We start from the raw sequence: 16,379 nt of genomic DNA, 5'->3' as shown, positions 1-16,379 counted from the left end.
GTCAGCCCGACACCCGCACAGCCCCGGCGGTGCCGCCGTACACGGCGATACCGATAAGTAGGTCGATGATCATGATGGAAATCAGCGAGGTCCGCACTGCTCGACCGACCGCGACCCCCACACCGGCTGGACCTCCGACGGCATTATAGCCGTGGTAGCAGTGCACGCACATCACCACGACGGCCATCGCCAGCACCTTGACCGCGGACCAGATCACATCGCTGGGTACGAGGAAGACGTTGAAGTAGTGCGAGAACGTGCCTTCGGCTTCCCCAACTATATAGACTGTGACCAGCTGGGTGGCGGCGAAGCCGATGAACAAGGCCACCGAATACAGTGGGATCACTGCGATCACGCCGGCTAGCACCCTTGTGGTGACGAGGTACGGCAGTGACGGAATCGACATGGTTTCCATTGCGTCGATCTCCTCGCTCACGCGCATGGCCCCGAGCTGTGCGGTGAAACCGGCGCCGACTGTCGCTGTCAGTGCGATGCCGGCTATCACCGGGATCGCTTCGCGGGTGTTGAAGAAGGCAGAGATGAAACCGGACAGGGCGCCGAGGCCGATGTGGCCGAGCGAGGTTGAACCCTGCTGGCCGACCTCGTATCCCACGGCGGCGGTGAGCATGGCGATGACCACGAGGGTGCCGCCGATTACGGCGAGGGCTCCGGTGCCCATGCTCACTTCGGCGAGGAGGCGGACGGTCTCAGCGCGGTAGCGCCGAAGGGTCCGCGGAATCGACGCGATGGTGTGGTTGTAGAAGGAGAGTTGTCGGCCCATCTCCTCGAGATGGCTGACCGGCGCATCAATCAACTTGATCGCGGCGGCTCCGGTTCCCCGGAGAACCGTAGGTTTGTTGGCTATCGACACGAGATTCCCGTCATTCTTGTCGTTCGGTTTCTGTCAGTTGTCCAAACGTGTTCAGTGCAAGGCCAAAGTCGTGATCACCGAGTTCGCCAGGAACAGCAGCAGGAAGCTGAAGACCACTGTCTGGTTGACGGCGTCACCGACGCCCTTCGGTCCTCCTCGTACGTTCAAGCCGAGGTGGCATGCGACCAGTCCGGCGAGCATCCCGAACACCGCGGCCTTGATTTCGGCGACGAAGAAGTCCCCGAGACCGGTCAGAATGGAGATCGAGGTGACGTACTGACCGGGCGACGCGCCCTGCATGTACACGGTGGCGATATAACCTCCCACCAGACCGACGGACGAGACCAGGCCGTTGAGGAACATCGCGATGACCATGGAGGCCAACACTCGCGGAACACAAAGCCGGTGAATGGGATCAATCCCGAGGACCTTCATCGCATCGATTTCCTCGCGGATCGTCCGAGAGCCGAGATCCGCGCAGATCGCGGTCGATCCGGCGCCCGCGACGACCAGGACTGTGACGATTGGCCCGATTTCGCGAACGATGGCTACACCGGCACCCGCACCGCTGAGGTCCACGGCACCGATCTCTGCCAGCAGGATGTTGATCTGATAGACGAACATCATGCAGAAGGGGATCGCCATCAACAGAGTCGGCATGATCGACACACTGGCGATGAACCACGCCTGCAGGAGAAATTCGCGCAGATGAAAGGGGCGACGAAACATGAAGCGAAACGTCTCAAGGGACGTGGCGTAGAAAGCACCGACCGCACGGGGTGCCACGCGTAAGGCGGCCAAAGCCTTCGCGCCACTCTCGCCCGCCGATCGGGATCTGTCCAGCAGTTGCACGTAGTCCTCCGCGATGATGAGTGCCTGTGTATGAGTGTGTCGACGGATGCCGCAGCGTTCGATTCGCGTCGACAGAGACGCCTCCGGCCGGGTTTGACTGGGATGGGCCCCTTTTCGGCGCTCGGTACCAGTGGGGTGCGGTCCACACCGACGGTGAAGAGGGGCTGTGCCGGGGTTCCCGCGACTGTGGGAACCCCGGCACAGCCCGGTGACCCAATGAAAGCCGTCACCACTTGTGACGGTCCGATCGTGCTATCCGAGGGATCCCTGCCGGAGGCTCCGAGTACCGTCGGCGTTGGGTGAATCATGACTGAGCTGCGCTGTGCGGGTCGAGAGTTGCTCTTCCATGTCACCTCGGGCGTACAGCGCGCGCAGCGCCTTTTTGTCGAACTTTCCGACGCTGGTTTTGGGCACCGCCTCGAGAAATGCCCAGCGTTCGGGAATCCACCACCGTGCGACCTGTGCGTTCAGGAATGTGCGCAGTTCATCGGTGCCGATCGTCGAGCCCGGGGTGCGCACAACGCAGCCAAGCGGCCGCTCTTCCCACTTGGCGTCGGGTACGGCGATAACGGCTGCTTCGAAGACCTCCGGATGTCCCATCAGGGCGTTTTCGAGGTCGACCGAACTGATCCACTCGCCGCCGGACTTGATGACGTCCTTCGTTCGGTCGGTGATCTGGATGTATCCGCGGGGGTCAATATGGGCGACGTCGCCGGTGCGCAGCCATCCGTCCGCGAACTTGTCGGCTGCGTCGACTCCGTAGTATGCCGCGGTAATCCATGGCCCTCGCACCTGGATCTCGCCGATCGACTTTCCGTCCCAGGGCGCCTCGTTGCCGGAGTCGTCTACCAGACGCGCTTCAACGCCCGCGGTCACTCGGCCAGTCTTGGATCGCCAGTACATTTCGTCTTCCGGCGCGCTTCCCTTCGGTGGCAGAGCTATCGCTGCGAGCGGGCTGGTCTCGGTCATTCCCCAGGCCTGAATGATGCGGACACCGAAATCGGAGTCGTAGCCCTCGATGAGAGAGCGTGGAACCGCGGATCCTCCACACGCGACGAGTCGTAGACTGCTCAGATCTGTGCTGTGTGTTCGGGCGTAGCTGAGGAGATCGTTCCAGATTGTCGGTACGGCGCCGGCGAGGGTGGGTCGCTCGGACTCGATCATCTTTGCCAGGTGATCGGCCTGGAGATAGCGGCCAGGTAAGAGCATATCGGACCCGGAAAGCCATGATGTGTAGGCCAATCCCCACGCATTCGCATGGAACATCGGTACTACTGGAAGCACGATGTCGTGCTCGGTGAGACCGAAGACGTTCCCTGCGGCAGATGCCATGGAGTGTAGGTACGTCGAGCGGTGACTGTAGACGACACCCTTCGGGTCGCCCGTCGTGCCGCTTGTATAACACATTGCCGCGGCCTGCGATTCATCCAGATCCGGCCACACGTATGGTGCGCGGGACACTGTCAGGAGGTCCTCGTAGTGAAAGTATCGGTTGTTGGGTAGCTGGTCGGTGTCGCCGACGACGATTACATGCTCGACGGTCGTGAGCTGGTCGAGTACTCGGGCCAGTAGCGGAAGAGTAGTCCTGTCGGCGATGATGACTTTGTCTTGAGCATGGTTAATCACGAACGACAACTGCTCTGGGGTCAGTCGCAGGTTGAGGGTGTGGAGGACGGCACCCATCGAGGGGATCGCGAGGTAGCACTCAAGATGTTCCTGCGTATTCCACAGAAGCGTGGCGACCCGGTCGCCTGGAGAAACTCCGATTTCGGTCAGCCCGCTGGCGAGGCGTTCGGCACGGCGGGCTACTTCGTCAAATGTGGTGCGACGGCAGGAATCCGGCTCGTAGGTCACGACAGTGGAGTTCCCGTATATGCGCTGCCCGTGTAGCAGTATCTCGCGGACCAGCAGTGGGGAGTTTTGCATCGTACTAAGCACGGGGTCTCCAGGTTTCAGAAAAAAGGGGGACTTGTCGACGGGAGCGCGGCGCGGTGAAATTGACGCACCACGCTCCCATACACGGCTAGGCGTTCAGCAGATCAGTCCGCTCGTCGACGGCAAGCATGTTTCGGTACGGGGTAAACAGTGTCTTCGCTGTAGGGATGATCTTGAGAAGCTTCGGCACTGGCCCCTTGGCACGCACCGTGCCCTTCGCCATGGCGACGGGGAGATTGAGGTTGCCGAGCCAGAACTTGTTTCCGCTGTCGGCCGACATGAACAGTTCGACGTTCGGGTCGGGCCCGACATCCACTCCGGTGTAAACTTTACCGTTTGGAAAGTCGACCGTGATCACCGAATCAGGGTCGGTGTACGTAATCCGAAGAGTCACACCCGACTCCGCAAACTTCGGTCCCAATTCGGGATCCGAAACTCCCTGATTGAATACACCGCCGACATACTTGTACACATCGTCGGCGTTCTTGAAGATGCCCATTTGTGTTTCTCCTTAGTCGAGATTTATCCAGACCGACTTGGTCTGGGTATTGCCGAGAAGCGCTTCCTCGCCGAGGTCACGTCCATACCCGGAATTTTTGAAGCCACCGAAAGGCGAGGTTGGGTCCAGCATGTTGTACATGTTGACCCACACCGTCCCTGCGTCGAGTGCGTGCGCAACCCGGTGTGCGCGTGAGACATCACGGGTCCACACGCCGGCTGCGAGTCCGTATTCACTCGAGTTCGCCCGGGCGATTGCCTCGGCTTCGTCATCGAATGCAAGGACCGACAGAACCGGGCCGAACACTTCCTCGCGGGCGATACGCATGTGGTCGGTCACGCCGGTGAAGATCGTGGGCTCGAGGAAGTAGCCGGCGGAGTCCGAGCAGCGGTTGCCGCCGGTTTGCAGGACCGCTCCTTCCGCGAGTGCGGCCTGAACAAAACCTTCGACCCGGTCGAGCTGATTTGCCGAGATCAATGGTCCCATCTGCGTGCCATCGTCGAGGCCGTGACCGGTCACGATTCTCTGTGTCGCCTCTACCAGTCTGGCAACCACCTCGTCATGAATGCTGCGGTGCACGAACAGGCGGCTACCAGCGCAACAGACCTGTCCTTGATTTACGAAGATGGCAGTCAGGACACCCTCGACCACTGCATCGAGGTCTGCGTCCGCGAAGACGATGTTGGCGGACTTGCCACCGAGTTCGAGCGTCACCTTCGCAAGGTTGCGGGCACTGGCGGCAACGATGCGCCGACCCGTCTCAGTCGACCCGGTGAACGTAATCTTGTTTACACCGGGATGTTCTACGAGTGCTTGTCCCGCTTCGTGACCCAAGCCGGTTACGACGTTGAACAAGCCAGGAGGTAGCCCTGCCTCGATCGCCAATTCTGCGAGCCGCACCGTCGTCAACGAGGTCATCTCGCTCGGCTTGACGACGACGGCATTACCAGCGGCCAGAGCGGGCGCAATCTTCCAGCTGGCGATAAGGAGCGGGAAGTTCCACGGGACGATGGCCGCGACGACACCGAGTGGTTGCCGCCGAGTATACGTCAGGGCCTCGCCCACCAGTGGCGACACCGGCAAAACATCGCCGGTCAACCGGGATGGACTACCCGAGTAGTAACGCCAGACTTCCGTTGCGATGCTCAGGTCAAGGAAGAGGGACTCTGTGAGGGGCTTACCGTTGTCGAGGGTTTCGAGTGTGGCAAGCTCCTCAGCGTTTTGCTCGACGAGGTGCGCAAGCTCCGCAAGCGCACGACTACGTGCAGTGGGCTTAAGCGCACCCCATTCGGTCTGGGCGGAATGGGCCGAGCGCACAGCGGCGTCGACATCATCGCCGGTGCCCAGCGCGATCCGGGTCAGGACCTTCCCGTTTCCTGGGTCGACAGTATCCAAAGTGTTGCCGCTCAACGCTGGGCGGCGCTGTCCCGCTATGAAGATACTCTCCTCGGCACCATCCAAGGACGGTGCCGTGCCTTCAGGGATGATCGTGGTCATCGAATCTCCTGCTTATGGACGCCGGACTTCGGCGCACTAGGGGTCAAGTCTGGTGATCCAGGTCACGTCTTTGCGCGGGTCATACGGGCCATGGATGGCCCGAGCGGGCCGTCGGCGGCCGCGATGAAAGGCCCGAAGCTTCCGACGAGCGGGTAGTTGGCGGACGGGCGGGAGGTGCCCATAATGCACGAGAGGACTACCGCTGCGGATCCCGTCACTGCGGGCAATCCGGGGCCGGTGCGAGGCTTGAGAAAAGTGCGTTGCAAAGGGGCTGGTTTTGGTGCATCGGGATGAAATATCCGCAGTGACAGGCTTTCTGGTCGCGGGGTGGTGCCAGCTTTCACGGGCAAAGCTATATGTGACCAGGACCCGGATTGACGGCATCGACTGGGCAGAAGCTCTCCGTAAGGTGGTGAGCGGTGCAGGCAGGCGAGTCAGGCAGGCCGGTGCTGTTTGACCAGTTGGAATCGTGGCTTGAGACTGGGACCGTTTCCTGCACTTACGGCGTGCGGGAGTCGCGTCAGCGTGGGTCGACGCGTGCTGAGATCTCCGGAGGGCTGTCCAGTGGGATGACGACTCGGGCGATCAGTCCTCCCCCCGGGCGCGGTACCAAGACAAAGGTACCGCCCATCGCGCTCGATATTTCCGCGACGATCCACAAACCGAGCCCCGCCGTGCCTCTGCGCTCGCCGAGGCTAACGAACTTGCGGGTAACCAGGGTGGCCTCGTCATCGGTCAAACCCGGTCCGCGGTCGCCGATTTCGACCTTCAGGGACGATGGGGTGCAGATCAGGGACAGTTCCACGGGATGGTCCGCACCGTATCGTCGCGCATTCTCGAGAAGATTCGTCATGACACGTTGTAGTCGGTGGGCATCGCAGTGGACCACGGCACCGGGCGGTGTGATGGTGATTTTGCTGTTCGCGCGCGAGATGCCAGCCGCTGCGAGCGACCCGTGGGCAAGCTCGTCCAATGCGATGCGCCGCACGCGGGCGACGCCGGTGGGATCGCCCGTACTCAACGCCACATCGGCCAAACTGTCGAGCATGTCGGTGAGGTGCCGGCTATGTGCTGCAATCAGACTGATGGCCCTTTCCTGGGCCTGGGTGTCAAACCGGCCCGGGGTGGCGAGGGAGTTAGCCAACGAACTCAATGACGATATCGGCGTGCGGAATTCGTGCAGTACGATCCTCAGCCCATCATCTCGCATCGCTTGGGCTTCGAGCAGTCTGGCTCGGAGATCGCGTTCCTCGACAATTGTCAGATGCTCCGAGAGCGCCTCGGCCCTCGCCTGGACCGCTCGGTCATGTTCACGATCGAGGAGGCTCCGTAGGGTGCCGGTCAAGACTGCGAACATAATTAGGTAACCGCACCACCACCATGCCGTCTCTATGCGGTACGCCATCGACGCACTAGGCAGCGGTATGGCGAGTGCAACCACGGCAAATAGTGCACCCACGCACGCGGCGCCGGCAATGGCGTGCCGAATCCCCTGGCGTATCGCGATCGCGACGATCGCCAAAGGCAGAACTGCGACAAGGTGGCTCATTGCTCCACCAGTTGCGGCCGCCAATGTCACCGACGCCACCCCGTCGAGGGCCGCGACCACATCCTGGGGTAGTTGGCGCAGGCCCTGCAGATCGGCAATCAAAATGTAACTGGCATACGTGAAGGCGAACCCGAGACCGAGCACCGCTATCGGCAGGTATGTACGGTTTATCGGTGTTCCGAAAGCTACGACCACGGTGATGCTGCCGATGACGAGAACTCGCAGCACCGCGATTACTCGCTCGGGTTCCTTCCAATGAACAGGCTTTATCGCAGCTCCCGCGATAGGGTCATACCCTCTGAACATGATCGTTGCTCCTCAAGGCTGCGCTGAGTCGATCCCTTCAGATTCTCTAGGTGAGAGCCCGCATAGCATCGCGTACTTGTCGGGCATGTCACACTACAATCTATGTCTGGTACCCCACTCGTCGTAGTTATCGTGGACGACCATGCGCTCTTCACTCAGGGGCTCGAACTGTTGTTAGGTGTCAGGGCTGACCACCTTTTCGATGTTGCTGGCACCACGACGAACGGCGATGAGGCAGTCGCACTGGTCGGGAAGAACCGAGCGGACATCGTGACGATTGACCTGACTCTGCCACCACGAGGCGGATTGGAGGCCATCGCAGCAGTCCGTGCCGCCTATCCTACGACGCGGATCTTGGCACTTTCGGGCACTGAGGACCTCGCCTTGGCCGAACGTGCATTGCGGAGCGGTGCGGACGGGTTCATGGCGAAGTCGTCCGACGCGGACGCGCTCGTGGCCCCGCTACTCGCCCTTGCGGCCGGAATGAAAGTCGTCGAGGCGGGCGTGCTTGAGAAAATACTCAGAAGTAGTCGCAAGCCCGAGAATGATCTCCTAGACAAGCTCGGTCCACAACAAGTGAAACTGTGGAGCCTGCTCGCTCATGGTCTGGAGACAACGGAAATCGCTGAGCGAGTGCATGTCAGCGAAAGAACAGCCAAGAGGATGGTCGCATCACTTATTCAACGGGTAGGGGCGCGAAATCGTATCGAAGCAGCGGCCATGGCGGGTCGCTATGGGCTACTCGACGCCGATTCCTGGATGCACCGAGGTAATGATTCGTCGTTGTGAATTATCTTGCGCGCCATCGGGTGAGCTGTGAGCGTGGTCGATCAGCCGACCTCAGCTGTCGGGTCGTCCTACTGGATCTTCACAACGTGGGCGCGCAAGAGTCGGACCCGGTCAGGCGATGATCGGGGCGGTAGAACATGCTCTCGAACAACGTTGTCCACGGTTTCTCCCACGGCCAGCCCGGCGGGAGGTGCAAGGTCAGTTTTTGGACGGAGTTAGGCGATCCGTTGGGGGACCGAGATCACCGTCCGGCGGATGGCGCCGGCGCTCGCTTTTCGCCAGTGCGGAGTCACCGGTTAGTGTCGCTGCAGTGTGCGTGCGGTTGAAGGCCATTCCAGCGCAGACGAGCCAGTCGGCATTCGCGCAAAACGCACTGTGGGCTTTGTGTGCGAGCACGGAGTTCTCCAGATCCGCATGCACTTGCTCGATGATCGTATGCCGGCGATGGATTCCATCGGCCGCAACAAGTGTCGATGTCTGCGAGGTCGGTGGGGGTGAAGAATGCGTGGAGCGCCACACGTTGAACCGTTGGGGTTAGCGACGGATTGGGATTGACCGTCTCCGATGCTAGGAGGGTGATATCAGTGGAGGATTGGGCAGAAATTCGTCGTCTGCAGCGCGGCGAAGAAACACCGATCAAGGAAATCGCACGACGGATGGGCATCGCCTGGGACGCCGGGCGCACTGCGTTACGCGCGCAGGGCCAGAGCCGGGTCGGGGGACGCGGCTCACTCGCCGATGGAGTCGAGCCACAGATCAGGCAACTGCTGTCCGAGTATCCGCGGATGCCCGCGACGGTGATCGCCGAACGGATCGGCTGGGAACATTCGCTGACCACACTCAATGATCGGGTGGGACAGATCCGGCCGGAGTACCAGGGAATCGACTCCGCCGACCGAATCACTTAGGAGCCTGGTCAACTCACCCAATACGATCTCTGGTTCCCAGAGACGAGAATCCCGGTCGCAGCCGGGCAAGAACGAATCCTGCCTTGTGCGGGTGATGACATTTGCGTTCTCACGGTTCACGACCGCATCGATGATTCCTTCGAGGCAGGGCGGGGGTATTCTCTCGGGAATGTGGACCTCGGTCGCGAAGATCGGTCGAGTGACCAAAACACTGCTGTGGGATAGAGATTCGGCGATCGGTGGCACTGGAAGGGTGATCACTCCAGCGGTGGCGTTCGCGGGAACATTGGCCACGCAGATCAAACTCGCTCCACCGCGGGACCCCGAGTACAAGGGCTTAGTCGAACGGCACAACGGCTACCTCGAGACCTCGTTTCCGCCTGGCCGCCGGTTCGCTTCCCCCGAGGACTTCAACGACTAACTCGGCGACTGGTTCCTACGCGCCAACTCTCGGATGGTTCGCTCGATCGGGGGCCGCGCGATCGACCTGCTCGACACGGACTATTCGGCGATGCTTCCACCGCCGCCGGTGAACCCGCCGATCGGACTGCACCACCGAATCCAGTTGGCCCGTGACTATTACATCAGGATGGATGCAGTAGACTACTCCGTCGACCCACGAGTGATCGGCAGGTTCGTCGACGTCGCCGCATCACCCGAACGAGGTGGTGGTCACCTGCGAGGGACAGGTCGTCGGCTCTTACCGACGATCCTGGGCGAACATGCCGTGGTTACCGATCCGGCTCACGTCCAGGCGGCCGCGCAGTTGCGGCAACAGTTCACCGCCGACCAGCGACGTCACCATGACGCCGACCGCCACCATCTCGACGGGCACCGGGCCGCCTTGCGTGCTCTGCCTGACTATGACGCCCTTTTCAGGGTCGATTTCTGCATTCCCACAACGAAAGCGAGAACGTAAGTGGCTACCTTTACCAGTTCGAAGACCACAACGCCAACGAAGCCGGCAGGATCATCCGATGGGTTGCCGTCGATGATCGCCCACCTCACCCGGGTACTGAAAACGCGGACGACCGGAGCAACCTGGGAAGATCTCGCAGCCCAGGGGCGGGATGAGAACTGGTCCCACACGAGGAATACCTTGCAGCGCTGTTTTTAACAGCAGGTCGCTGAGCGCGAATCCAAGGGTGCCATCATGCGGATCCGCACTGCGCACTTTCCGGCGGTGAAAACACTCGAGGACTTCAACCTCGACCGCCTGCCATCGCTACGTCGTGAGGTGTTGGCGCCCTTGGCCACCGAAACATTCGTGGCGAAGGCAGAGAACGTGATCCTGCTCGGCCCGCCCGGCATCGGCAAAACACACATAGCAATCGGACTCGGCGCAAAAGCGGCCCACGCCGGCTACTCCGTCCTCTTCGACACGGCATCGAACTGGATTGCTCGTCTCGGTGCCGTACACCATGCAGGCCGGATCGAAGCGGAACTGAAGAAGATTCGCCGCTACAAACTGATCATCGACGAGGTCTTGTCTCAAGAGTTTGATGCTGTGTTGGTCAGCTGAAGGATTCGAGGGCGGTGGCGACGTCGTCGTTGAGTTCTTCGGCTCGTCGTAGTGCCTTGCGGAGTCATTCTACTTCGAGTTCGCGGGCAGCGATTCGTCCGGCGGGTTCACCGATGGCTCGTGCCTTGTTCTGCGGAATCCGGGCGGATGTGATGAACGGTCATGTCGGCTGAACGAAACGGCCGAGCACCAATGCCCGCCCCTCCGAGACGGTGCACCGTTCCTCGGCTATCAGCCACCACTGCTGCAACGAAATACCCTCTTGCGCAGGAGTGTTCGTAAGTATCGCCGCCGTATCCGATATGACGTGCTGTCGGCGCCGCGGTCCGCAGTCCCAGGTGCGCACCATTTCCCTGACGGCAGCCATCACCCGATCGGGTTCGAATGGCTCTTTGCGCAGGTCCCGATCGATCTGAAGGCTGACCGCGTTCACCGGCACCCTCCCAGATCGTCCAATGCCGCAATTGTCTCCGGGGCGTAGTCGCGCATACCGACGTCCGGATTCCTTCCACAACAGTCAGGTGCGCGCTCCGCTGACGGCGAGCGACTTTCCACGAGCGCCTTCAACATAGCTTTCTCATCGACATAGGCATACACATCGGCAGTGGTGGACACATTCCGATGTCCGAGGATTTGTTGTGCCACATGCAGTCCCGCCGTGTCGACCAGCAACTGAGCCACCGTATGCCGAAACATGTGCGATGTCGCATGAACACCGAGCCGAGTCGCAGTGGCCCGAAACGACGCCTCGAAAGCTGGGTAGCGCAACGGACGACCCTTTGCCTGACGTCGCCCGACCCACAAAGCCGACGTATCGGCTTGGCCTCGTTCGAGCGAACCGATGCAAGTTCGGCAGATCATCAGCCGAAACGGCCGACATCCACAGGTTCAATTGTTTGCCAAGGCGTCCGGTGAGCATCCCTGCAAACGACTTGACATGGCCTGCAGTTGCTTCGAGGTGCCGGCAGCTGGCGAGAACCTGCTTGAGCCTGATCTGCCCATCGTCGGTGAGGTTGTCGGGATGCCGCGGCATCCACGAGGTGATCCGCCGCACTTTCGGCACCTTTCGGTGTGGACGGTGGAGCTGCCCCTATCCTGCGAAACGGGCGAAGGTAATCCAGAACGGAGCTGTATAGCTGCCGCGATATCCCAATTCTTGAAGTTCTTCGTAAAGTGCAGCAGCGTAGGCATGGCCGTCGTTGAAACGCTCGTGAAGATATTCGGCGAACTCGTCCAACATAGTTGGCAGGCCGGCTCGCGATGCCCCAACAACTCATCGACACTGTTCGCGTAGTAGAAACGACGAACGGTCTCCCGTGCCAGTTCGAGTTGCCGTGCGATAGTTCGGATTCCCATGCCTTCGTTCTTGAGAGTCTCGACCGCCTGGAAACGATTCTTCGTGCGGATGACGAGCATTGAACTCTCCGGACGGGTGGTGTGTACCTGCTCGGCGACCTGCTTCAGTTGTTTCGACGCGGTGCGTTCGATCGAAGGTTCAGGCTCGAACTCAGGATTCTTCAGGCAATTATGATGGGCTGCAACGGTTTTCCTCACAGCTTCGGCGAGGTTGTGCCATAGGTGCCGGCGGTCGGCGACTTCGATCGCCTCGGGCGCTCCGGCACGGGCGGCTTCGGCATACGCGCCAGCGCTATCACGACAGATCACCTGTGTTCCCGGATGTTCGGTGAGCCATTTTGGTGACTGTTTCGGCTTTCCGGTTGGTAAGAGAACATCGACGGGCCGGTGAGTGTCCATATCGATCAGAACTGTGCCGTACCGATGTCGCCTTCCCAGCTTGAAATCATCGACACCGAGCACTTCGACAGTGGTCGTGGGCGGATCAGGTAGCGCTCGGACCAGGCGCAACAGGGTAGAGCGTCCGACATATATGCCCAGCGCAGATGCCAAATGCGATCTTCTCGAGGGTTCCGCGTAGCAGCGGAGTGGTCCGTGCGTAAGCCTTGGTCAGTCCGTCGATCTGCTCGACAAATGTGCGTCGGTCACAGCCGGTGTTCGAGCACATAGGTCGACGTACCTGCAAGACAACGTAACTCGATCGGCCAGCTATAGCCGTATCGGCGAGCATTCGTTCGTACCGACTGTGCACTCGTTTCGAGGAAACACCGCACGTCGGGCAGCTCGCCAACGTCGACAACGGTGACGCCCGAATACGGACTCCGCCTGCGGTCACATCGACCGAATCGATGTCGACACCCGCCAGATGCGGAAGAAATGCACGCAGGTCACACCAGTTCTCAGGACATCAGAACGATCATCTCCCACACGGTCCACGTCATATCGGAACGACACGCGGCGTGAAGGTGGAGCCGTCACGGAAAGTGGGCCAGAACCAATTCCAACCCGTCGTTGACAGAGCCTCCCCGAACTGCCGCACCGATAGTGGGATATCCGGAAAACGCGGAGTTTGCGCGTAATGGCTTCGATATCCTTTGGGGATCAGCGCCATTGTCGGCGATCCTTCGGGCCGTTTCTCGGGAGGAACCGCACGAACCTTTCCTCAGCCGTCTGTCTGACAATCGTTGGCGCGGTGTGGGCGTCCTTGTTGAACTGTGGCCGTGGACTTCGATGATCGAGTCGTTGATGTCGATTAGCACCCGACCGCCGTCGCCGGCAGTCAGGGCGATTTCAGCGAGTCCGCAGAGAAACCGTGACGCCACGGCGTCGAGTTGGCGCGCGTGCCCGAAGGCGAATTTGCGCAGGCACGAACCCGACGTCGAAGGTGCCTAAGGGTGGTCGAATAGCGATTTCATTGCTCCGTGGCGGAGGATCGCCATGGCAACATGCTAGCCTAGCTGTGCCGTCGACGTGAGCGCCGCCGAGTGATCAATCTTCGGCCGGCATTGGCGCCTGCATCAGTCGGTACGGACAGGTGAGCAGTCCGGGTCGCTCGGCCAACGCGACCACTGGGGCCCAGCCATACGGTGGAAACAAGATTCGGGTCGTCGAATCTGGAAGTTGCGATGGTCGGGGTTGAGATAGTTGCATCTGCGAGGTGCTCTTCGCTGCGTCCGAATGTGATCTTCAGGAAATCTTGTTCATTCACTACGGCAAGGCTTTTCGCATTACGACTTGCGTTCGGCCACTATTTGGATCGGTGTATCCAGGCTTAACGGGGCGGCGATTGAAGGGACTTGGGGGGCTGGTCGAGACCAGCCCCCCAAGGTCTAAATAGCCTAGCTGCCGACCAGTTTCTTGTCCTGTGCGATGGCGTCAGCGATTGCCTTCTGATCCTGGATATGGAAGCGTTCTTCCAAATCGGCGGGGGAGTAGTCGAGATCGATACCCGCGGGATCTAGACCGCGAGCACTCTCCATCGATTCGAGTCGACGGTTGACCTTGTCGAGTGCGTAGTCGGTCATCTCGTCGATCGTGATGCCGAACGGAATTCCGCGATCCTCGTACTCGCTGAAGAGATTGACGATTAGGTTCAACGCAGGATTGAGCAGTTCCTGCATGCGGTCACTGACAGCGTCCCAGTTACGATCGTCAGCTGCAATGTGACGGCGGCACGTGAATGTTCCCCACGCCATGTGCCTGCGCTCGTCGTCACCGATGTGTTTGACGAGCTTTTGCATACCGGGCAAGATCCCCCGTCGTTGACACATCTTGGCCCACGCAAAATAGCCTGTCAGAGCGATGCAACCCTCAACGACGTGGTTGTACGTCACGCTCGCCCGTATTTGGTTCGCCGGGGATGGGTCCTCGGTCAGGGTGTATAGAGCACTGGGCAATTCGTCCAAGAAAATCTGCTTGTACGCGTCGCTGTACTCGACGTACTGGTGCAGATCTGTATTCTCGTGGCCAATGGCATTGAAGAAGCGCCGGAAACCCTCGGTGTGCTTAGCTTCCTCGTAGATAAACTGTGTCAGGTACAGTTCGTCACCGAGGCGCCCCTCTGCAGCCATTGCCGCCGCGAACGGCTGCAGGTCCTGAGTCACCGATTCCTCGCCGCCGATGAATTGAGACGCCAGCACCATGGTCAATCGCTGTTCGTCCGCGCTCATTGCGGCAAAATCCACCGCATCCTGGGTGAAGTCGATGGCCGCCGGATTCCAGACCTTCCCATTACCCTTGGTGAAAAGTTTCATCGGGAAGTTGTCGAGTTTCAGGCCACCTGGGGTAAGGCTGCCGAAACCGGTCCGACCGTTGTGTGTGATCGAGCGCTCCATACTCTGCTCCTAACAGTTTTTTCGGTGATGTCGCCGCGCGTTCCGCGACGACTGATGCATATAGCGTGTCGGTGGCGTGACTCGCCGGGTTAGTCGTCTTTGACAAAGTTCTTGACGAATTCCGGATCCTCAAGTGCTTCCTCGACTGTGGTTGAGCCGCCGGGATTCCCAATGGTCTCGAAAATGTTGGCAGCCGCTTCTTTGAAGGGCTTCCACTTGTCGGCCAGACGTTGCATGGGTTTGATCGCCTCTACCGGGCACACGATTTCGCACGCGCCACAGTCGATGCACTCGGTTGGGTTGATGTACGCCATCCGCCCGCCCTCGTAGATGCAGTCGACCGGACATTCCTCCATGCAGGATTTGTCCATGATGTCAATACAATTTTCGCCGATGACGAAGCCCATGACGATGCTCCTTTCCGATCCGGGTTTCTAGCTGATGGCTGCGAATACCGGCGCATTGTCGCTGGAATGTCCGGGTGCAAGACCGACTTCGGGCTGAAGGATGGCCGCGGCGTTGTTCACCGCAGAGGCGACCTCCCCGAAACCGACCGCGATAAGTTTCACTTTTCCTGGATATGTGGCGATATCACCGGCAGCAAAGACGCGGTTTCGATTGGTCCTCATTGTGGTATCGACCAGGATCGACCGATTCTCAAGTTCGAGTCCCCAGTTCGCGAGCGGACCGAGTTGCATCGTGAATCCGAGGGCCGCGACGACCAGCGTGCAGGGAACCGTGACCGGCTCGGTAGAGGCTTTGACGTTGACGATGGCGGAGTCGACGCTGCCATTTCCGTTCAGTGAGATGATTTCGGCATCGACGAGCTGGCGGCATGACGATTCCTGCAACAGTTTGACGCTGTGTGCGTGGGCGCGGAATTGCTTGCGGCGATGCACCAGGGTTGTCGATCGGGCACGCTCAACAGAAGCCAGCGCCCAGTCAACCGCTGAGTCGCCGCCCCCGACCACGAGCACGTCTTGCCCTTCAAGCACGTCGAGCCGGGGGACGAAATATTGCACACCCTTGCCCACAAACTCTTCGCCGCAGGGCAGAGGTCGAGGCGACACGGACCCCACCCCGGCGGTAATGACAACAGCCGAAGCCAGAATCTGCAAGCCTGTACTGGTTGCAATCTTCCACCGGTCTCCAACTGGGTCGAGACTAACCGCCTGCTGCCCCAACAGATATGTCGATTGAAACGGTGCGCCCTGCTGAAGAAGTCCGTCGATCAGCTTTTGTCCCTTTACTGATGGGAATCCGGCGATGTCGAAGATCAGCTTCTCCGGGTACATCGCCGTGATCTGTCCACCCGGGTTGGGTAGTGCGTCGATGACGGCGACCGACAGTCCGCGGAAGCCTGCGTAGTAGGCGCCGTACAGACCTACCGGACCGGCGCCTACAATGAGCAGGTCGACATCGACTGAATATTCCGTGCTAGCCATTCTTCTGATCTCTCTG

Annotated in this window: 15 protein-coding genes and 3 pseudogenes; 3 read left to right on the top strand and 15 right to left on the bottom strand. The window is 60.2% G+C overall.

Annotated elements, in window-relative coordinates; all coding sequences use genetic code 11:
• Position 1 precedes the first annotated feature (1 nt).
• The 7 genes from AOT96_RS30700 to AOT96_RS30675 form a co-directional block, all read right to left on the bottom strand.
• Complete coding sequence (locus AOT96_RS30700; protein ID WP_081559622.1) at positions 2–781, bottom strand: MlaE family ABC transporter permease; 780 nt, start codon at positions 779–781, stop codon at positions 2–4.
• 141 nt (positions 782–922) lie between these two features.
• Entirely contained in the window at positions 923–1,600 is a 678-nt protein-coding gene (locus AOT96_RS30695; protein ID WP_231915856.1) for an MlaE family ABC transporter permease, read from the bottom strand.
• A gap of 375 nt (positions 1,601–1,975) precedes the next feature.
• On the bottom strand, positions 1,976–3,661 hold the full coding sequence (locus AOT96_RS30690; RefSeq protein WP_081558941.1) for a long-chain fatty acid--CoA ligase: 1,686 nt from the start codon (positions 3,659–3,661) through the stop codon (positions 1,976–1,978).
• A gap of 85 nt (positions 3,662–3,746) precedes the next feature.
• Positions 3,747–4,157, bottom strand: coding sequence for a sterol carrier protein (locus tag AOT96_RS30685; RefSeq protein ID WP_042920096.1), 411 nt, complete (start codon positions 4,155–4,157; stop codon positions 3,747–3,749).
• A gap of 12 nt (positions 4,158–4,169) precedes the next feature.
• Entirely contained in the window at positions 4,170–5,654 is a 1,485-nt protein-coding gene (locus AOT96_RS30680; protein ID WP_042920093.1) for an aldehyde dehydrogenase family protein, read from the bottom strand.
• 62 nt (positions 5,655–5,716) lie between these two features.
• A complete protein-coding gene (locus AOT96_RS35480) occupies positions 5,717–5,872 on the bottom strand; it encodes a hypothetical protein (protein WP_156519336.1) in 156 nt (51 codons plus the stop codon).
• Between the two features lie 302 nt (positions 5,873–6,174).
• Positions 6,175–7,509 (bottom strand): sensor histidine kinase, encoded by a 1,335-nt coding sequence (locus AOT96_RS30675; RefSeq protein ID WP_051649478.1) that lies wholly within the window; start codon positions 7,507–7,509, stop codon positions 6,175–6,177.
• A gap of 102 nt (positions 7,510–7,611) precedes the next feature.
• On the opposite strand from AOT96_RS30675, the gene AOT96_RS30670 reads away from it, so the two are divergent.
• Complete coding sequence (locus AOT96_RS30670; RefSeq protein ID WP_058228370.1) at positions 7,612–8,298, top strand: response regulator transcription factor; 687 nt, start codon at positions 7,612–7,614, stop codon at positions 8,296–8,298.
• 79 nt (positions 8,299–8,377) lie between these two features.
• Here the strand turns inward: AOT96_RS30670 and AOT96_RS36150 are convergent.
• Positions 8,378–8,806: pseudogene (locus AOT96_RS36150) on the bottom strand (IS1380 family transposase); the annotation flags it as partial.
• Between the two features lie 67 nt (positions 8,807–8,873).
• On the opposite strand from AOT96_RS36150, the pseudogene AOT96_RS30665 reads away from it, so the two are divergent.
• Both AOT96_RS30665 and AOT96_RS30660 read left to right on the top strand, forming a co-directional pair.
• Positions 8,874–10,125: pseudogene (locus AOT96_RS30665) on the top strand (Mu transposase domain-containing protein).
• A gap of 72 nt (positions 10,126–10,197) precedes the next feature.
• Positions 10,198–10,710 (top strand): annotated as a pseudogene (locus AOT96_RS30660) (ATP-binding protein); the annotation flags it as partial.
• A 178-nt stretch (positions 10,711–10,888) separates the two neighbouring features.
• Here AOT96_RS30660 and AOT96_RS30655 read toward each other — a convergent pair.
• The 7 genes from AOT96_RS30655 to AOT96_RS30625 form a co-directional block, all read right to left on the bottom strand.
• Positions 10,889–11,161, bottom strand: coding sequence for a hypothetical protein (locus tag AOT96_RS30655; RefSeq protein ID WP_058228369.1), 273 nt, complete (start codon positions 11,159–11,161; stop codon positions 10,889–10,891).
• Positions 11,158–11,589, bottom strand: coding sequence for a tyrosine-type recombinase/integrase (locus AOT96_RS36645; protein ID WP_051649477.1), 432 nt, complete (start codon positions 11,587–11,589; stop codon positions 11,158–11,160). Before AOT96_RS36645 ends, AOT96_RS30655 begins: the two co-directional genes overlap by 4 nt.
• 27 nt (positions 11,590–11,616) lie before the next feature.
• Positions 11,617–12,636: a transposase gene (locus tag AOT96_RS30645; protein ID WP_081558937.1), complete on the bottom strand. Its 1,020-nt coding sequence runs from the start codon at positions 12,634–12,636 to the stop codon at positions 11,617–11,619.
• The gene (locus tag AOT96_RS34950) at positions 12,569–12,919 is read right to left on the bottom strand and encodes a transposase family protein (RefSeq protein ID WP_074447157.1); all 351 of its coding nucleotides are present in this window, start codon (positions 12,917–12,919) and stop codon (positions 12,569–12,571) included. The genes AOT96_RS30645 and AOT96_RS34950 overlap by 68 nt, the downstream gene beginning before the upstream one ends.
• Positions 12,920–13,922: 1,003 nt before the next feature.
• The gene (locus tag AOT96_RS30635; RefSeq protein WP_042920084.1) at positions 13,923–14,918 is read right to left on the bottom strand and encodes a R2-like ligand-binding oxidase; all 996 of its coding nucleotides are present in this window, start codon (positions 14,916–14,918) and stop codon (positions 13,923–13,925) included.
• Between the two features lie 89 nt (positions 14,919–15,007).
• On the bottom strand, positions 15,008–15,325 hold the full coding sequence (gene fdxA, locus AOT96_RS30630; protein ID WP_042920082.1) for a ferredoxin: 318 nt from the start codon (positions 15,323–15,325) through the stop codon (positions 15,008–15,010).
• Between the two features lie 27 nt (positions 15,326–15,352).
• Positions 15,353–16,363: an NAD(P)/FAD-dependent oxidoreductase gene (locus AOT96_RS30625; RefSeq protein WP_042920079.1), complete on the bottom strand. Its 1,011-nt coding sequence runs from the start codon at positions 16,361–16,363 to the stop codon at positions 15,353–15,355.
• Between the last annotated feature and the right edge of the window lie 16 nt (positions 16,364–16,379).

It is taken from the genome of Rhodococcus sp. 008 (assembly GCF_001682295.1).
GTDB lineage: Bacteria > Actinomycetota > Actinomycetes > Mycobacteriales > Mycobacteriaceae > Rhodococcus_F > Rhodococcus_F qingshengii.
Note: the sequence above shows the minus strand (reverse complement) of the source record. Positions and strands in the feature narration are given on the sequence as shown.